Annotated in this window: 16 protein-coding genes; 9 read left to right on the forward strand and 7 right to left on the reverse strand. The window is 71.0% G+C overall.

Annotated features, from left to right (window positions below):
* Positions 1-141: 141 nt before the first annotated feature.
* Positions 142-1185, reverse strand: a complete 1044-nt coding sequence (locus F9C11_RS29110) for a ferrochelatase (protein ID WP_409186995.1) — start codon at positions 1183-1185, stop codon at positions 142-144.
* A gap of 87 nt (positions 1186-1272) precedes the next feature.
* On the opposite strand from F9C11_RS29110, the gene F9C11_RS29115 reads away from it, so the two are divergent.
* Entirely contained in the window at positions 1273-1857 is a 585-nt protein-coding gene (locus F9C11_RS29115) for a TetR/AcrR family transcriptional regulator (protein ID WP_409180546.1), read from the forward strand.
* Positions 1858-2217: 360 nt separating this feature from the next.
* Positions 2218-3387, forward strand: coding sequence for a Cmx/CmrA family chloramphenicol efflux MFS transporter (locus F9C11_RS29120; protein WP_409180547.1), 1170 nt, complete (start codon positions 2218-2220; stop codon positions 3385-3387).
* A 52-nt stretch (positions 3388-3439) separates the two neighbouring features.
* Here F9C11_RS29120 and fabI read toward each other — a convergent pair whose 3' ends face one another.
* Both fabI and fabG read right to left on the reverse strand, forming a co-directional pair.
* The gene (gene fabI, locus F9C11_RS29125; RefSeq protein ID WP_409180548.1) at positions 3440-4207 is read right to left on the reverse strand and encodes an enoyl-ACP reductase FabI; all 768 of its coding nucleotides are present in this window, start codon (positions 4205-4207) and stop codon (positions 3440-3442) included.
* 41 nt (positions 4208-4248) lie between these two features.
* Entirely contained in the window at positions 4249-4953 is a 705-nt protein-coding gene (gene fabG, locus F9C11_RS29130; protein ID WP_043826988.1) for a beta-ketoacyl-ACP reductase, read from the reverse strand.
* Between the two features lie 167 nt (positions 4954-5120).
* Here fabG and F9C11_RS29135 point away from each other — a divergent pair, with 167 nt between their 5' ends.
* Genes F9C11_RS29135 through F9C11_RS29160 form a run of 6 tightly spaced genes read left to right on the forward strand, consistent with a single transcriptional unit; the run spans position 5121 to position 10356 of the window.
* Positions 5121-6443 (forward strand): MFS transporter, encoded by a 1323-nt coding sequence (locus tag F9C11_RS29135; protein WP_409180549.1) that lies wholly within the window; start codon positions 5121-5123, stop codon positions 6441-6443.
* A gap of 14 nt (positions 6444-6457) precedes the next feature.
* Positions 6458-7123 carry a response regulator transcription factor gene (locus F9C11_RS29140; RefSeq protein ID WP_409180550.1) on the forward strand — a complete coding sequence of 222 codons (666 nt, stop codon included), beginning with the start codon at positions 6458-6460 and terminating at the stop codon, positions 7121-7123.
* A gap of 3 nt (positions 7124-7126) precedes the next feature.
* Positions 7127-8515 carry a sensor histidine kinase gene (locus tag F9C11_RS29145; RefSeq protein ID WP_409180551.1) on the forward strand — a complete coding sequence of 463 codons (1389 nt, stop codon included), beginning with the start codon at positions 7127-7129 and terminating at the stop codon, positions 8513-8515.
* Complete coding sequence (locus F9C11_RS29150; RefSeq protein ID WP_409180552.1) at positions 8512-9453, forward strand: TAXI family TRAP transporter solute-binding subunit; 942 nt, start codon at positions 8512-8514, stop codon at positions 9451-9453. The genes F9C11_RS29145 and F9C11_RS29150 overlap by 4 nt, the downstream gene beginning before the upstream one ends.
* 16 nt (positions 9454-9469) lie before the next feature.
* A complete protein-coding gene (locus F9C11_RS29155; RefSeq protein ID WP_409180553.1) occupies positions 9470-9895 on the forward strand; it encodes an acyl-CoA thioesterase in 426 nt (141 codons plus the stop codon).
* Entirely contained in the window at positions 9895-10356 is a 462-nt protein-coding gene (locus tag F9C11_RS29160; protein ID WP_409180554.1) for a tRNA (cytidine(34)-2'-O)-methyltransferase, read from the forward strand. Before F9C11_RS29155 ends, F9C11_RS29160 begins: the two co-directional genes overlap by 1 nt.
* Before the next feature lie 4 nt (positions 10357-10360).
* On the opposite strand, the gene F9C11_RS29165 is transcribed toward F9C11_RS29160, so the two are convergent.
* Positions 10361-11137 carry an alpha/beta fold hydrolase gene (locus F9C11_RS29165; protein WP_409180555.1) on the reverse strand — a complete coding sequence of 259 codons (777 nt, stop codon included), beginning with the start codon at positions 11135-11137 and terminating at the stop codon, positions 10361-10363.
* Positions 11138-11250: 113 nt separating this feature from the next.
* Between F9C11_RS29165 and F9C11_RS29170 the strand changes: the two genes are divergently transcribed.
* Positions 11251-12102, forward strand: coding sequence for a helix-turn-helix domain-containing protein (locus F9C11_RS29170; protein ID WP_409180556.1), 852 nt, complete (start codon positions 11251-11253; stop codon positions 12100-12102).
* Here the strand turns inward: F9C11_RS29170 and F9C11_RS29175 are convergent.
* The 3 genes from F9C11_RS29175 to F9C11_RS29185 all read right to left on the reverse strand — a co-directional run bounded on the left by F9C11_RS29175 (position 12068) and on the right by F9C11_RS29185 (position 15117).
* Positions 12068-13048 carry a VWA domain-containing protein gene (locus tag F9C11_RS29175; protein ID WP_409180557.1) on the reverse strand — a complete coding sequence of 327 codons (981 nt, stop codon included), beginning with the start codon at positions 13046-13048 and terminating at the stop codon, positions 12068-12070. The genes F9C11_RS29170 and F9C11_RS29175 overlap by 35 nt on opposite strands.
* A gap of 46 nt (positions 13049-13094) precedes the next feature.
* Positions 13095-13976, reverse strand: a complete 882-nt coding sequence (locus F9C11_RS29180) for a DUF58 domain-containing protein (protein WP_409186996.1) — start codon at positions 13974-13976, stop codon at positions 13095-13097.
* Between the two features lie 76 nt (positions 13977-14052).
* On the reverse strand, positions 14053-15117 hold the full coding sequence (locus F9C11_RS29185) for a MoxR family ATPase (protein ID WP_037806526.1): 1065 nt from the start codon (positions 15115-15117) through the stop codon (positions 14053-14055).
* Positions 15118-15191 lie beyond the last annotated feature (74 nt).

The raw sequence follows: 15191 nt of genomic DNA on the forward strand, positions 1-15191 counted from the left end.
GGAGGCTTCGTATCGGGGCGGGGGGAGGGGTGGGTGCCTCGCTGTTTGGGTGCAGCGGCGGCGGTTTTTTGGGTGGGGCTAGCGCCCCACGCTGCGGCAGTGGTGGTGGCTCCGTGAAGTCCGTGGGGGGAACAGGGACGGTTAGCGGGTGGGGCGGCGCGGGGGTTCGCAGCAGTTGAGTGCGCAGGGGGCGCCGTTGACGGTGCAGCCTGCCGCTGGGAAGGGCGAGAGTTTTCGCGCGGGTGCATCCGTCAGGTGTTCGCGGACCAGTTCGACCACCATTTCCGCGAACCTCGGGTCGGCGTCCGGCGTCGCGGCGCGGGCGAAGGCCATGCCGTGTTCGGCGGCTCGGTCTGCTGCTTCGTTGTCCAGGTCCCAGATTACCTCCAGGTGGTCCGCGACGAAGCCGATCGGGCTGACCACTACCGAGTCCACGCCTTGCGCGTGCAGGGCGTCGAGGTGGTCGACGATGTCCGGTTCCAGCCACGGGATCTGCGGCGGACCGGAGCGCGACTGCCAGACCACGTCGTACTCAGCGATTCCCGCTTCGGCGGCCACGAGGCGGGCGGCTTCGGCGATCTGGCTCGAGTAACGGCGGCCGCCTTCGGACGGTGGGCCGGAGGCCAGGTCGGCGCTTTCCGGGATCGAGTGGGCGGTGAAGACCGTGCGGGTGCCGGGACGGTTGCCGAGTTTGGCGTGGGCGGCGCGGACTGCGTCGGCGACCGCGGCGACGAACAGCGGGTGGTCGAAGAACTGGCGCAGTTTCACCAGTTCCGGTGCGCCTTCGCCGACTGCGGCGCGGGCTCGTTCGATGTCCTCGTCGTACTGGCGGCACGCGGAGTAGCCGCCGTACGCGCTCGTCGGGAACACCAACGCGCGACGGACGCCCGCGTCCTTCATCCTGGCCACGGTGTCCTCGACCATCGGCGCCCAGTTGCGGTTGCCGAAGTGCACCGGAAGCTCGATGTTCTCCGCCGCGAGCTGCTTCTCGACCGCGGCGATCGCGGCCCGGTTGAGCCGGTTGATCGGCGAGACCCCGCCGAAGTGCTGGTAGTGCTCGGCAACCTCGAGCAGCCGCTCCCGCGGCACGCCCCGCCCCCGGGTGACGTTCTCCAGGAACGGCATCACCTCGTCGGGCCCCTCCGGACCGCCGAACGAAAGCCATAGCAACGCGTCGTAACCCACGGTGCTCATCCTGCCCCTGTGGCGCTCCGCACGCCTCGGCGGGCCAGTTGTGTACTGAGCTATCTAAAATGTGTTAGCGTGGTCGGTATGCCGAGGCCACGAGAGTTCGACGAGACCGAAGCGCTCGAAGGCGCGATGAACGCCTTCTGGGCACGCGGATACGAAGCGACCTCGACCGAGGAACTGTGCGCCGCCACCGGACTGGGCCGCAGCAGCATCTACAACACGTTCTCCAGCAAACACGAACTGTTCCGGCGCGTGCTCGACCACTACTCGCACCGAGGCATCCGGCTGCGGGAAACCTTGCTGGACAACGCACCGGACGGACTGGGAGCCATCCGCCTGCTCCTGGCGTCGACCATCGACGACGAACTGGAAAACGGCAGACGCGGCTGCCTGATGGTGAACACGATCGCCGAATTCGGCACCACCGACCCGGAATTCGCGGCACAGGTAAACGCCGACACCGAAGCACACCTGTCGGCACTGACCCACTTCGCCCGCACCGGCCAAGCAGACGGCAGCGTCACCCGCGACCGCGACGCCGCCGACATCGCGAACTTCATCCACGCCACCATCTCCGGCCTCCGCACGATGTCCCGCCGCGGAGCAGAAAGAGAAGCACTGACGTCAGTAGCGGAAATCGCGACGAGCGCAGTAGCCCGCCGCTAACCACCCACTGACACCACCCCGACAACCTCCCAACCACACACACCAAAAACCGCACCACCACACCCAAAAATCGAAGCACCCAGCCCCTCCCTCACACCACGCACCAACAGCAACCGCCGCACCCAACGAGCGAGGCACCCACACCTCCCCCCGCCCCCGATACGAAGCCTCCCTGCGGTTCGGGGGTGCTTGTCAAGGCATCTTTCCCGCCTTGACAAGCACCCCCGAACCGTCAGCACAATCAAACTTCGGGGGCCCCACGCAACAACCCAATCGGCAATGTCGCCCGCCAGGGCGACGAGCCGACCCCAAAACCCGACCCAATTTTGTACCACCGATTCCAGAAAGCGACCCCAGACAATGCCCCTAGCCGTCTTCGTGCTCGGCCTCAGCATCTTCGCGCTGGGCACCTCCGAGTTCATGATCACCGGCCTCCTCCCCGGCATGGCCGCCGACCTGAACGTCACCATCCCGGACGCGGGCCTCCTGATCTCCGCCTTCGCCATCGGCATGGTCGTCGGCGCCCCGCTGCTCGCCGTCAGCACCCTCCGCCTCCCCCGCCGGACCACCCTCCTGGGCCTGCTGGCCGTCTTCGCCGCCGCACACGTCGTCGGCGCGGTCTCCGATGGCTACGCCATCCTCTTCGCCACCCGGATCATCAGCGCGGTCGCCTGCGCCGGATTCTGGGCGGTAGCCGCCGCGACCACCGTCAGCCTCGTCCCGGAAGCCCGCCGCGGACAAGCGCTCGCAGTACTGGTCGGCGGCCTCACCATCGCCAACGTCGTAGGCGTCCCGGCAGGCACCCTCCTGGGCCAGCACGCAGGCTGGCGAAGCGCCTTCTGGGCAGTAGCCGCGCTGACCGTCGTAGCCGCCATCGCCGTCCTGCTGACGGTCCCGCGCACCGCGAAGCACACCGAAGCCCCGCGAATCGCCGAAGAACTGCGCGTGTTCCGCCGCGGCCGACTGTGGCTCGCGCTCGGCGTGATCGCCCTCCTGCAGGCGATGGTGTTCGCGACGTTCAGCTACCTCGCTCCCCTGCTGGTCTCCGTCGCAGGACTGCCGGAATCCGCGGTGCCAGTAGTGCTCGCGCTGTTCGGCGGCGGCGCGGTAATCGGAATTTTTGCGGGCGGCAAACTCGCTGACGCGTATCCGTTCGCGACCCTTTACGGCAGCCTCGGCATCGCCGTCGCCGCTCTCGTCGCGCTCGCCTTCGCCACCAACCCGGTCGTCGCAGTCGCCGCTGTACTCGTCCTCGGCGCAGCGGGATTCGCAGCGAACCCAGCGCTCAATGTCCGAGCCTATGTCGAGGCAGGCGGCACCTCGACCCTCGTCGGCGCGAGCACGACGTCCGCGTTCAATGTCGGCAACACCGTCGGCCCGTGGCTTGGCGGCACCACAATCAGCGCCGGGCTCGGCTTCTCGAGCGTGGCGTGGGTGAGCGTCGCGCTCGGAGCGCTCGCGCTGGCGGCCCTGACATTCGCCCTGCGTCTGCACCACCGCGACCACACGCCGCGACTGGCGACCGTCTAAAGAGAAATGGCCCCGCGGGAAAGGATCCCGCGGGGCCATCGCACAAACCCGCTCAGATGCCGAGCGCGTGCACTCCGCCGTCGACCATGATCATCGACCCGGTGGTGGCGGGCAGCCAGTCGGACAGCACGGCGCACACCGTCTTGGCGGTCGGCTCCGGGTCCGAGGAGTCCCAGCCGAGCGGCGCGCGGCCGTCCCAGCCGCCTTCGAGTTCGCCGAAGCCGGGGATGGACTTGGCGGCCATGGTCTTCATCGGGCCGGCGCTGACCAGGTTGACCCGGATGCCCCGCGGGCCGAGTTCCTTGGCCAGGTACCGGTTCACCGACTCGAGCGCGGCCTTCGCGACGCCCATCCAGTTGTAGACCGGCCACGCGACGCGCGCGTCGAAGTCCATGCCGACGATCGAGGCGCCGCGGCCGAGCAGCGGCAGCGTCGCGACCGCGAGCGACTTGAACGAGAACGCCGAGACGTCGACCGCGACCTTCACGTCGTCGCTGGGGGCGTCCAGGAACGGCGCGCCGAGGCAGCTCTGCGGCGCGAAGCCGATCGAGTGCAGCACGCCGTCGAGGCCGTCGACGTGCTCGCGGACGCGGTCGGCCAGCGAGTCCAGGTGCTCGGAGTTCGTGACGTCCAGCTCCAGCACCGGGGCGGGCTCGGGCAGCCGCTTGGCGATGCGCTCCACCAGCGAGAGCCGTCCGAAGCCGGTGAGCACGACCTTCGCGCCCTCCTGCTGGGCGATGCGGGCCGCGTGGAACGCGAGCGAGGCGTCGGTGATGACGCCGGTGATCAGCAGCCGCTTGCCTTCGAGCAATCCGGGCAACGCGTCCTCCAGGTCGTGGGGTTGGGTACGGGAAAGAAGAATCAGTGGCCGAGGCCGAGGCCGCCGTCGACGGGCAGCACCGCGCCGTTGACGTAGCCCGCCTCGTCCGAGGACAGGTACCGCACCGCGGCGGCGATCTCGGCCGGCTCGGCGTAGCGGCCGGACGGGACGTTGGCGAGGATCTCCTTGCGCCGGTCCTCGCTCAGCGCGTCGGTCATGTCGGTGTGCACGAAGCCGGGCGCGACCACGTTCGCGGTGATGTTGCGCGAGCCCAGCTCCCGCGCGAGCGAACGCGCGAAGCCGACCAGACCGGCCTTCGAAGCGGCGTAGTTCGCCTGCCCGGCCGAGCCGGAAAGGCCCACCACGGACGAGATGAACACGAAGCGGCCCCAGCGGGCGCGCAGCATGCCGCGCGAGGCCCGCTTGGCGACGCGGAACGCCCCGGTGAGGTTCGCGTTCAGCACGCGCTCGAACTGCTCCTCCGACATCCGCATGAGCAGGGTGTCGTCGGTGAGCCCGGCGTTGGACACCAGGACCTCGACCGGCCCCTGGTGCTCCTCCACGAGCTTGAACGCCGCGTCCACCTGCTCGGCGTCGGTGACGTCGGCCTGCACGCCGAAAAGCCCCTCCGGCGCGCCGGACCCGCGGTGCGTGACCGCGACCCGGTGGCCCTGCTCCGCGAGGTCGCGGGCGATCGCCAGCCCGATGCCTCGGTTGCCGCCGGTGACCAAGACCGACCGTCCCACTGAGTTCTCCTCGTCGTCTTCGCTGCTGCGCCCGCCTGAGGCTATCGGCTGCGCTGACCGGCGGCGCACCCGGCACTCCCGTCCTAAGCGGAGGTAAGGAACCGCGTCTCGACCTTGATGGTTACTGCCCGGTTGGTCACCGTGAGTCGCGACACAGGAGGTCAAGGATGACTACCCGGATCCAGGACGCCGGCTCGGCGCGGGACGAGCGGCGCGTGGTCGGCAACGTGCTGCGCGGCTCGATCGGAAATCTCGTCGAGTGGTACGACTGGTACGCCTATTCCGCGTTCACCGTCTACTTCGCGAAGGCGTTCTTCCCCGGCGGCGACGCCACGGCGCAGTTCCTCAACACCGCGGCGGTGTTCGCCGTCGGCTTCCTCATGCGCCCGCTCGGCGGCTGGCTGCTCGGCCGGTTCGCCGACCGCTACGGACGGCGTTCGGCGCTCGTGCTCTCGGTTTCGATGATGGCGGCCGGTTCGCTGCTCATCGCGGTGACGCCGGGCTACTCGACGATCGGCATCGCGGCGCCGATCCTGCTGGTGTTCTCCCGGCTGCTGCAAGGGCTTTCGGTCGGCGGCGAGTACTCCACCTCGGCGACGTATCTGTCCGAAGTGGCCACTCCGGGCAAGCGCGGGTTCTACTCCAGCTTCCAGTACGTGACGCTCGTCGGCGGGCAGCTGCTCGCGCTCGGGCTGCAGCTGATCCTGCAGAGCGTGCTCACCGACAAGCAGATGGGCGACTGGGGCTGGCGGATCGCGTTCGTGGTCGGCGCGCTCGCGGCGGTGATCGTGATGGCGCTGCGGCGGTCGATGGACGAGTCCGAGAGCTACCAGCGCGTCACCGAAGGCGCGGAGACCGGCAAGGGCGAACGCGGCACGCTGCGCCAGCTCGTGAAGTACCCGCGGGAGATCCTGCTGGTCGTCGGCCTGACGCTCGGCGGCACGGTCGCGTTCTACACCTACGCCACCTACACGCAGAAGTTCCTGGAGAACACCGCGCACATCCCGCGGCGCACGGTCACCGTGATCATGTTCCTGGCGCTGCTGGTCTTCGCGATCCTGCAGCCGCTGGCCGGACGGCTGTCGGACCGGATCGGCCGCCGGAAGCTGCTGATGTTCTTCGGCATCGCGGGCACCCTGCTGACCGTGCCGATCATGACCCTGATGGCGCACACCAGCCAGCCGTTCCTCGCGTTCCTGCTGCTGCTCGGCGCGCTGGTGATCGTGACCGGCTACACCTCGATCAACGCGATCGTGAAGGCCGAGCTGTTCCCGACGCGGATCCGCGCGATCGGCGTCGGCCTGCCGTATGCGCTCACCGTCGCGATCTTCGGCGGGACCGCCGAGCTGATCGCGCAGGCGCTGAAGAAGGCGGGGCACGAATCGCTCTTCTTCTGGTACGTCGCGGGCTGCGTCCTCGTCTCGCTCGTCGTGTACGCGACAATGCGGGAAACTTCGCGTTCGTCGGCTCTCGAACGCGGCGAGGACTGATCGGGAGGACGGCCGTGCGCGTGCTGCTCGTGGAGGACGACACCGGGGTCGCCCGGGCACTCGCCGAAACGCTGCAGGCGCACGGCCACTCGGTCGCCTCGGTCGGCCGCGGCTCGGACGCCCTCACCCGGCACCGCGACGCGGACCTGCTGCTGCTCGACCTCGGCCTGCCGGATCTCGACGGGCTCGACGTGCTCCGCAAGATCCGCCAGGTCTCCCCGGTGCCGGTGATCGTGCTGACCGCGCGCGACGACGAGCGGTCGGTGGTCCGGGCGCTGCGCTTCGGCGCGGACGACTACCTGGCGAAACCGGTGCGGATGGCCGAACTGCTGGCCCGGATGGACGCGGTGGCGCGGCGGGCGGCCGGCTCGTCCCCGGAGCCGAAAGACCCGGTGGTGCGGATCGAGGACGTCGAGATCGACCTCGGCGCGCGCCGGGTCGTCGTCGGCGGCCGCGACATCGGGCTGACCACGAAAGAGTTCGCGGTGCTGGCGGTGCTCGCCGCGCGTCCCGGCACGGCGGTGAGCCGCCAGCAGCTGATGGACGAGGTGTGGGGCGACGCGTACCTGGCCGTGTCGCGCTCGCTCGACGTCCACATGACGCAGCTGCGCGCGAAGCTCGACCGGCCCGGCCTGCTCACCACGATCCGCGGCTTCGGCTACCGGCTCGGCCGGAGCTGATCGGTGCGCACTCGCCTGCTGGCTGTCCTGGTCACGCTCGCGCTCGCCGTCGTGGCCGCGTTCGCCGTGCCGTTGCTGTCCGCGACCGCCGATCAGCGGACCCAGCAGCTGGTGATTTCGCGCAGCAGCGACGTCGACCGCTTCGTGGTGCTCGCGCAACAGGCCGTCGATTCCGGCGACGCGACCGCGTTGAGCGCCGACGCCCGGCAGTATTCGTCGTTATACAGCGAAGGCGTGCTGATCGTCGACGCGCAACGGCGGCCGCTGGTCGAAACCGGCGGCCTGACCAGCAGCGATCCAGCCGCGCGGACGCTCATCGAGGCGACGCTGCGGAACGAGCCGGAGGCGCCGGTCGAGCGGATCCGGCCGTGGTCGGACGATCCGGTGCTGTTCGCCCGTCCGGTCGGCACCGGGACGCGGGTGTCCGGCGTGGTCCTGCTGCGCGCGTCGGTGACCGCCGCGGCGGAGGACGTGGCGGCGGCGTGGAGCGCGATCGCGGCCGGGGCGATGGTGGTCGCGGCGCTGTTCGTGTTGCTCGCGGTCCTGCTGTCGAGGTGGATGGTGCGGCCGCTGGTGGAGCTGGAGACCGGCGTGCTGGCGGTGGCGGGCGGGCGACGGGCGCAGGTGCCGGAGCGGTCCGGGCCGCGCGAACTGCGGTCGCTCGCGGCGTCGGTGAACCGGATGTCCGACGCGGTGGTCGAATCGGCGAACCAGCAGCGGCGGCTCGTCGCGGACACCTCGCACCAGCTGCGGAACCCGATGGCCGCGCTGCGGCTGCGGCTCGACCTGCTCGGCACCGAGGTCGAAAACCGCCCGGCCTACGAGGCGACCGTGGCGGAAGTCGAACGGCTGGAACGGATTCTCGACGGCCTGCTCGCCCTGGCCACCGCGGAAAGCACCGCGACCCGGCTCGCCGCCCGCGCCGACGACGAACCCGCCGACCTGGCCGCGGTCGTGGCCGAACGGGTCGACGCGTGGCGGTTGTCCGCCGAGGAAGCCGGCGCGACCCTCGTGCCGTGCGAGGTGCATACTGAGCCGCTGCTGGTGCGCACCCCGGAAAGCGAACTGGCGCAGATTCTCGACGTCCTGCTGGACAACGCCGTCCACCACGCCGGTCAGGGAGCGACCATCACCGCCGCTTGGGAGTCCGCTTCGGACAGTGTCACGCTGATCGTCTCCGACGACGGGCCCGGCCTGCCGCCGGAGGACCTCCCCCGGGCCACCGAACGGTTCTGGCGCGCGGGCGGCGACGGCGCACCGCGCGGAACCGGCCTCGGGCTGGCCATCGCCCGCGAGCAGACCCGGGCCCGGGGCGGGGTTCTGGAGCTGCGCGGGGTCGAACCGCACGGCCTGCAGGTCCGGGTCACGCTGCCCGCGGCGGGGACGCCATGAGCCTCACCCGCCGCACCGCGCTCCTCGGCGGCCTCGCCCTCACGCTCGCCGCCTGCGACGACACCTACCGCGGCCCGGACCGCGAGATCACCATCGCGTCCGGCGAACCCGGCGGCTTCTACCTGGCCTTCGCCGAGGTCCTGGCCGCCGAACTGTCGCGCGCCGAACCGCGGCTGCACTGCAGCGCGCTCCCCACCGAGGCGAGCGTCGAGAACGTGCAACGGGTCCAGGACGGAACGGCCGACTTCGGTTTGGCGCTCGCCGACGTCGCGCAATCGGCCATCACCGGCGGCTCGCCGTTCGGGAAAGCCGTTCCGCTGCAAGCACTCGGCCGGGTCTACGAGAACTACCTGCAGCTCGTCGTCCGCGCCGAAGACCGGCTCACCGACCTGCGTTCGCTGGCCGGACGCCCCATCTCGGTCGGCGCGAGCCGCTCCGGCGCCGCGCAGCTGGGCGAACGGGTTTTCGCCGCGAGCAGCGTTCCCGTCCAGGCGCAGCACCTGCCGCTGAACGACGCGGTCGCCGCGCTGCACGACCGCCGGATCGACGCGTTCCTCTGGTCCGGCGGAATCCCGACGCCCGCCCTCGCCGACCTCAACCGCACCACGCCGCTCTCGCTCATCCCGCTGACGTCGGTGCTCCCCCAGCTGCGCAAGGCGTACGGCCCGCTGTACGAACAGGTCCAGGTCCCCGCCGGGGCCTACCGCGGGGTCGGCGCGCTCGGCACCATCGGGGTCGCGAACCTGCTGGTCTGCTCCCCCAAACTGCCGTTCGACGTCGCCGCGGCGGTGGTCCGGGTGCTCGCCGAACGCGCCGCCGAACTCGTGCCCGCCCAAGCCGTCGGAACCCAGTTCCTCGACGTGCGCACCCTCATCGGCACCCAGCCCATCCCCCTGCACCGCGGCGCGGCCGACACTTACCGCGCCCTGCACGGCTGATCGCTAGATTGGCCGGGTGACCGAACGCCGACCCATCGTCGAAATGCCCCTTCGCGTGCGCTACCACGAATGCGACGGCCAGGGGATCGTCTTCAACGCGCATTACCTGGCCTACGCGGACATGGCGGCGTTCGAGGTGGAGAGAGCGCTCTTCGGTTCGCACGACGCACTGCTCGCCACCGGGGTCGACGTGGTGGTCGCCGAATCGAACCTGCGGTACTTCGCGCCGTGCCGGTTCGACGACGAGCTGGTGGTCTCCGTGTACCTGGCGCACCTTGGCACCACGTCGATGCAGTTCGAGCTGGAGATCCGCCGCGGCGAGACGGTGACGACCGAGATCCGGCTGCGGTACGTGTTCGTGGACACCGCGGACTACCGCAAGGCGGAGCCGCCGCCGGAGGTGCGTGCGGCCTACGCGAAGCACCTTCCCGAGGCGGCGTGATGTTCCGGGTGCTCTTCTACCGCCCCGAAATCCCGCCCAACACCGGCAACGCGATCCGGCTGGCCGCGAACACCGGATGCGAGCTGCATCTGGTGGAGCCGCTCGGATTCACCTTGGAGGACAAGCAGCTCCGCCGCGCCGGGCTGGATTACCACGACCTCGCGCGCGTCCACGTGCATGCTGATCTGGCCGCCGCGTGGCAAGTCCTCTTGCCGGCGAAGGTGTACGCGTTCAGTGCGACCGCGACCCGGCTGTACACGGACGTTTCTTACGCGCCCGGGGACGTGCTGATGTTCGGGCCGGAATCCGCCGGGCTGCCGGACGAGGTCCAGCGGGCGGCGGAGGTCACCGACCGGCTGCGGCTGCCGATGCTGCCGAACAACCGGTCGCTGAACCTCGCGAACACGGCCGCCATCGCGGTTTACGAGGGCTGGCGGCAGAACGGCTTCGCGACACCGTAGGCGATCAGGCAGCTGGGGCGAAGGCCGTGATCGCGTCGGCAAGAGCGGCCGGAGCTTCCAGCGGGATCAGGTGGCCGGTTTCCGGGAGCACCGCGAAGCCGGCTCCCGGCAGGTAGGGCAGCAGGTTGCCGACGAGGACGTCGGCGGGCTCGACCTGGTCGTTCTCTCCGGCGAGCACGAGGGCCGGGACGCTGATCCTGCGGGCCTGTCCGCTGATGTCCTCCGCGATCCCGCGCAGCGGCCACTCGGTGCGGGCGGCGTCGGCGCACGCCCGCGAGTCGGTCGCGATCTGCGCCTTGATCCGCTCGGGCAGCTCGGTCGCGGTGAGGACGTGGTCCCGGGCGCCGGCGACGGACTCCGCCGAGTCGTAGGCACGGGAAAGGCCTTCCCGGTACTCGGGCGTGACGGCAGCGGCGGGCTTCGCCGGAGCGGAACCGACGAGAACGATCCCGCGGAGACCGGCGGGCCGCGTCGCTGCGATGAGCTGCGCGACCTTGCCGCCCATGGAATGTCCGATCAGGACGTAGTCGGTGACGCCCGCGTCAGCGACCACGGCGAGCGTGTCGTCGGCCAGCTGGCGAAGGGTGTAGGGGCCCGCCAGGTTCTTCGAGCGGCTCCACCCGCGGAAGTCGGCGGCGAGCGTGTCGCGTCCGGCGAGACGGTCGACGACGAGGTCCCAGGTGCGGGCGGAGCCGCCCCAGTAGTGCAGGAACACCAGGGTCGGCCCGGTCCCCGGCCGGTGGTCGTAAACGGGCAGGAGCGACTGCGGTGTCGTGGTCATCGGAACCCTCTCGATCAGGGCTTGCGCGGCTGGTTTTCGGTGTCTCCATCGAATCTCTTCCACGCGGGCGAGGCATCGGCAGGACTGGTCGCCTCATGGTGAAAACTGGACAGATGATCCGGCAGATGACCTACCAGCCCGCCGGGCGCCGCGCGGCCGCTGTCGAAACCATGCCGTTCGACCGCCTTCGCGAGCTGAACGACGGCGGGACCCAGCGTGCCGACTTCCACGTCCTCGCCGTTGTCGACGCCGGGCACGGATCAGTCGCCGTGGACTTCCTCCGGCACCCGCTCCAGGAGCGGTCCGCGGTGTGGGTCGCGCCCGGAGCGGTGCACCGGTGGGAGGACATCGCCGGGGTGGCGGGGCATCTCATGCTGTTCGTGCCGACCGCGCCGGTCACCCGCGCCACCCGGGAACTCGCCGCGTCCCCGGAGCTGGCCGCGCAGTGGAGCATTCCCGAAGCCGACTGGCCGTTCGTCGCCGCCGCGCGCGACCATCTCGTCCTCGAAACCTCCGCCCCGCCCGAGGACATCCCGGCGGAGCTGCCCGGGATCCTGCTCTCCGCGCTCCTCGCCCGGCTCTGCCCCCGCCCCGCCGGAGCGGCATCGGCCAATCCGGTGTTCCGGCGGTTCCAGTCCAGCGTCGAAGCGCACTTCCGGGAGCATCACGACGCCGGCTACTACGCCCGGACGCTGGGCTACGCGCCCCGCACCCTCACCCGGGCGGTGCAGCGGGCCACCGGCCGCAGCGCGAAGGCGTACCTCGTCGAGCGGATCGTCCTGGAAGCCAAACGGCTCCTCGCCCACGACCGGCTCACCGCGGCCGCCTGCGCGCGCACGCTCGGCTTTCCCGACGCGTCCAACTTCTCGGTGTTCTTCCGCACGGCGACCGGCGTCCGCCCGGGCGCGTGGCAGGCGGCCGCCGGGCCGCTTACGGCAGTCTCTGACCGAACACCAGCGCGGTAGCCGCCCCGGCCATCAGGATGATCGTCCCGAGCACCACCCACGGCTTGCTCGCGTCGGCGTTCTTCAGCTCGTACCCGATCTGCTCGCCCAGGTCGGCGTACACGCGTTTCAGCTCGTCCGCGCTCGCCGCCTTGTAGAACTCCCCTCCGGACAACCGGGCGATCTCGCGCAGCGATTCGTCGTCCACGCGGACGTCCTGCTGCTTGCCCTCGATGTCGACCGACCCGTGCTCGGTGCCGAACGAGATCGACGAGATCGGCATCTGCGCCTGCTTCGCCGCCTGCGCCGCGGTGTACGCGCCGCGCGGGGCGTACAGGTCCTCCGGCACCGTCTGCTTTCCGTCGCTCATCAGCACGATCCGCGCGGGCGGCGGGCCTTCCGCGCCGCCGACCACCGCGGAGAAGCTCTGGATCGACTGCATCGCCGCGTAAATGCCCTCGCCGGTGGCGGTGGACTGGGCGAGCTTCAGGTTGTCGATCGCCTTCGACACGCCCGCGCGATCCGTGGTCGGGTTGACCAGCACCGTGGCGGTTCCGGCGAAGGAGATCAGGCCCAGGTTGACGCCCGGGGTCATGTTCTGCGCGAACTGTTTCGCCGCGTCCTGCGCCGCCTTCAACCGCGTCGGCGCGACGTCGGTGGCCTCCATGGACAGCGACACGTCGATCACCAGCATGACCGTCGCCCGGTTGCGCGGCACTTTCTGCTCGGCCGTCGGACCGGCCAGCGAAACCGTCAGGAACAGCAGCGACAACACGATCAGCACCGCTGGCACGTGCCGGATCCAGCCTTGCGCCTTGGGCGCGACCTTCTCCAGCAGCTCCAGGTTCGCGAACCGCATCACCCGGCGGCGGCGCTGCCGCTGCGACACCACGTACGCGACGGCCACCGCGGCGACCGCGATCAGCAGCAGGAACCACCACGGCGAACTGAATCCGGCGAGGCTCATGCCGTCGCCTCCTTACCGGTCGTCCGGGCAGCGGTCGCGGGCGCGGTCACGCGACCCCTCCCGACCAGCGGCGCTTGCGGGCGACCACGAACCGCACCATGTCCGCGATCCAGTCGGAATCCGTGCGCAGCACCAGATGCGCCGCCCCGGCCCGGCGCAGGCCGGCCGCGACCGCCTGCCGGTGCGCGTTCGCCGCCGCGCCGAATTCCTTGCGCAGCAACGCCGAAGCGTGCACCTCGCGCTGCCGTCCGGTCTCCGGGTCGGCCAGCACGACGGTGCCGACGTCCGGCAGGTCCACGTCGCGCGGGTCGACGATCTCGATCGCGATCAGCTCGTGCCTGCCGCCGAGCGCGCGCAGCGGGCGCTCCCAGTCCAGCGGGCCGAGGAAGTCGGAGATCGCCACCGCCAGGCCGCGCCGGCGCGGCGGACGGCGCAGCTTTTCCAGCGCACCGGCGAAATCGCCGCGGACGCCCTCGGCCGCGCGGGGCGTCTCGGCCAGCCGCCGGACGAGCCCGCGCGCGTGCGGCAGCCCGCCGCGCGCCGGTATCCGGGCGATGCCTTCGCCGTTCGACACGAGCGCGCCGATCCGGTTCCCGCCGCCGCCGGTCAGGTGCGCGACCGCCGCGGTCGCGCAGACCACCAGGTCGCGCTTCTCGCAGAGCGCGGTGCCGAAATCGAGGCTCGCCGACATGTCCGCGACGACCCACGTCTCCAGCTCGCGGTCCGCGACCGTCTCGCGGATGTGCGGCGTCGTCGTGCGCGCGGTGACCGCCCAGTCCATCCGGCGCACGTCGTCGCCGGGCTGGTACGGCCGGGCCTCGCCGGGCTCCGAGCCCGGCCCCGGGACGAGCCCGAGGTGGTTGCCCTGCAGCAGCCCGTCGAGCCGGCGGCGCACTTCGAGTTCGAGGGTGCGCAGGCCCGCTTCCATCCGGTCGCCGCGCAGGACCGGCGGGGCCCAGGCGGGGCGTCCGCCCGGTTCTTTCGAGGAGGTGCCGGCCACGCCGCTACCTGACGGGGGCGCCCGCCGGCACCGGGCCGGCTCCGCCCTGCGGCCGGGCGGAAACCTGCGGCAGCGGCACGGTCTGCAGCACGCGGGTGACGATGTGGTCCACCGGGACGCCGTCGGCGAGCGCGTCGTAGGACAGCACGAGCCGGTGCCGCAGCACGTCCGGCACGACGTCCACGACGTCCTGCGGGAGCACGTAGTCCCGGCCGCGCACGAGCGCCAGCGCCCGCGCCGCGGCGATGATGCCGAGGCTCGCGCGCGGCGAGGCCCCGTAGGACACCCAGCCCGCGACGTCGGACAGGCCGTGGTCGTTCGGGGTGCGCGTGGTGAGCACGAGCCGCACGACGTAGTCGACCAGCGCGTGGTGCACGAACACCTGCGACGCGACGCCCTGCAGCCGCACCAGCTCCGCCGGGCTCAGCACCTCGTGCGGTTCCGGCGGCGTGACGCCCATCCGGTAGATGATCTCGCGCTCCTCCTCGGCGGAGGGGTACTCGACCAGGATCTTGAACAGGAACCGGTCGCGCTGGGCCTCCGGCAGCGGGTACACGCCCTCGTTCTCGATCGGGTTCTGCGTGGCCAGCACGAGGAACGGGTCGGGCATCGGGAAGGTCTTGCCGCCGATCGACACGTGCCGCTCGGCCATCACCTCGAGCATCGCCGACTGCACCTTCGCCGGCGCGCGGTTGATCTCGTCGGCGAGCACGAAGTTCGCCACGACCGGGCCCAGTTCGACGTCGAAGCGCTCGGCGCCCTGGCGGTAGATGCGGGTGCCGAGGATGTCGGCGGGCACCAGGTCGGGGGTGAACTGCACGCGGGAGAACGACCCGCCCACGACGCGCGCGAACGTCTCGACCGCCAGCGTCTTCGCGACCCCGGGCACGCCTTCGAGCAGCAGGTGCCCCTTTGCCAGCAGCCCGACGAGCATGCGCTCCACCAGCCGGTCCTGTCCGACGATGACGCGCTTCACCTCGAACACGGTGCGTTCCAGCAGCTGGGCGTCCCGCGCCGGGGTGCCGGGCTGCTGCCCGTTCGCTCCCTCGGCGAAGCCGGGCTCGGTCACTCTTCCTCCAGGGGGTTCCGCGTCTGCGTGCTCGCCCGCGACCCTACTGGGTCGAGAACTTCCCGCGACGGTAG

It is taken from the genome of Amycolatopsis sp. VS8301801F10 (assembly GCF_046195355.1).
Taxonomy (GTDB): Bacteria; Actinomycetota; Actinomycetes; order Mycobacteriales; family Pseudonocardiaceae; genus Amycolatopsis.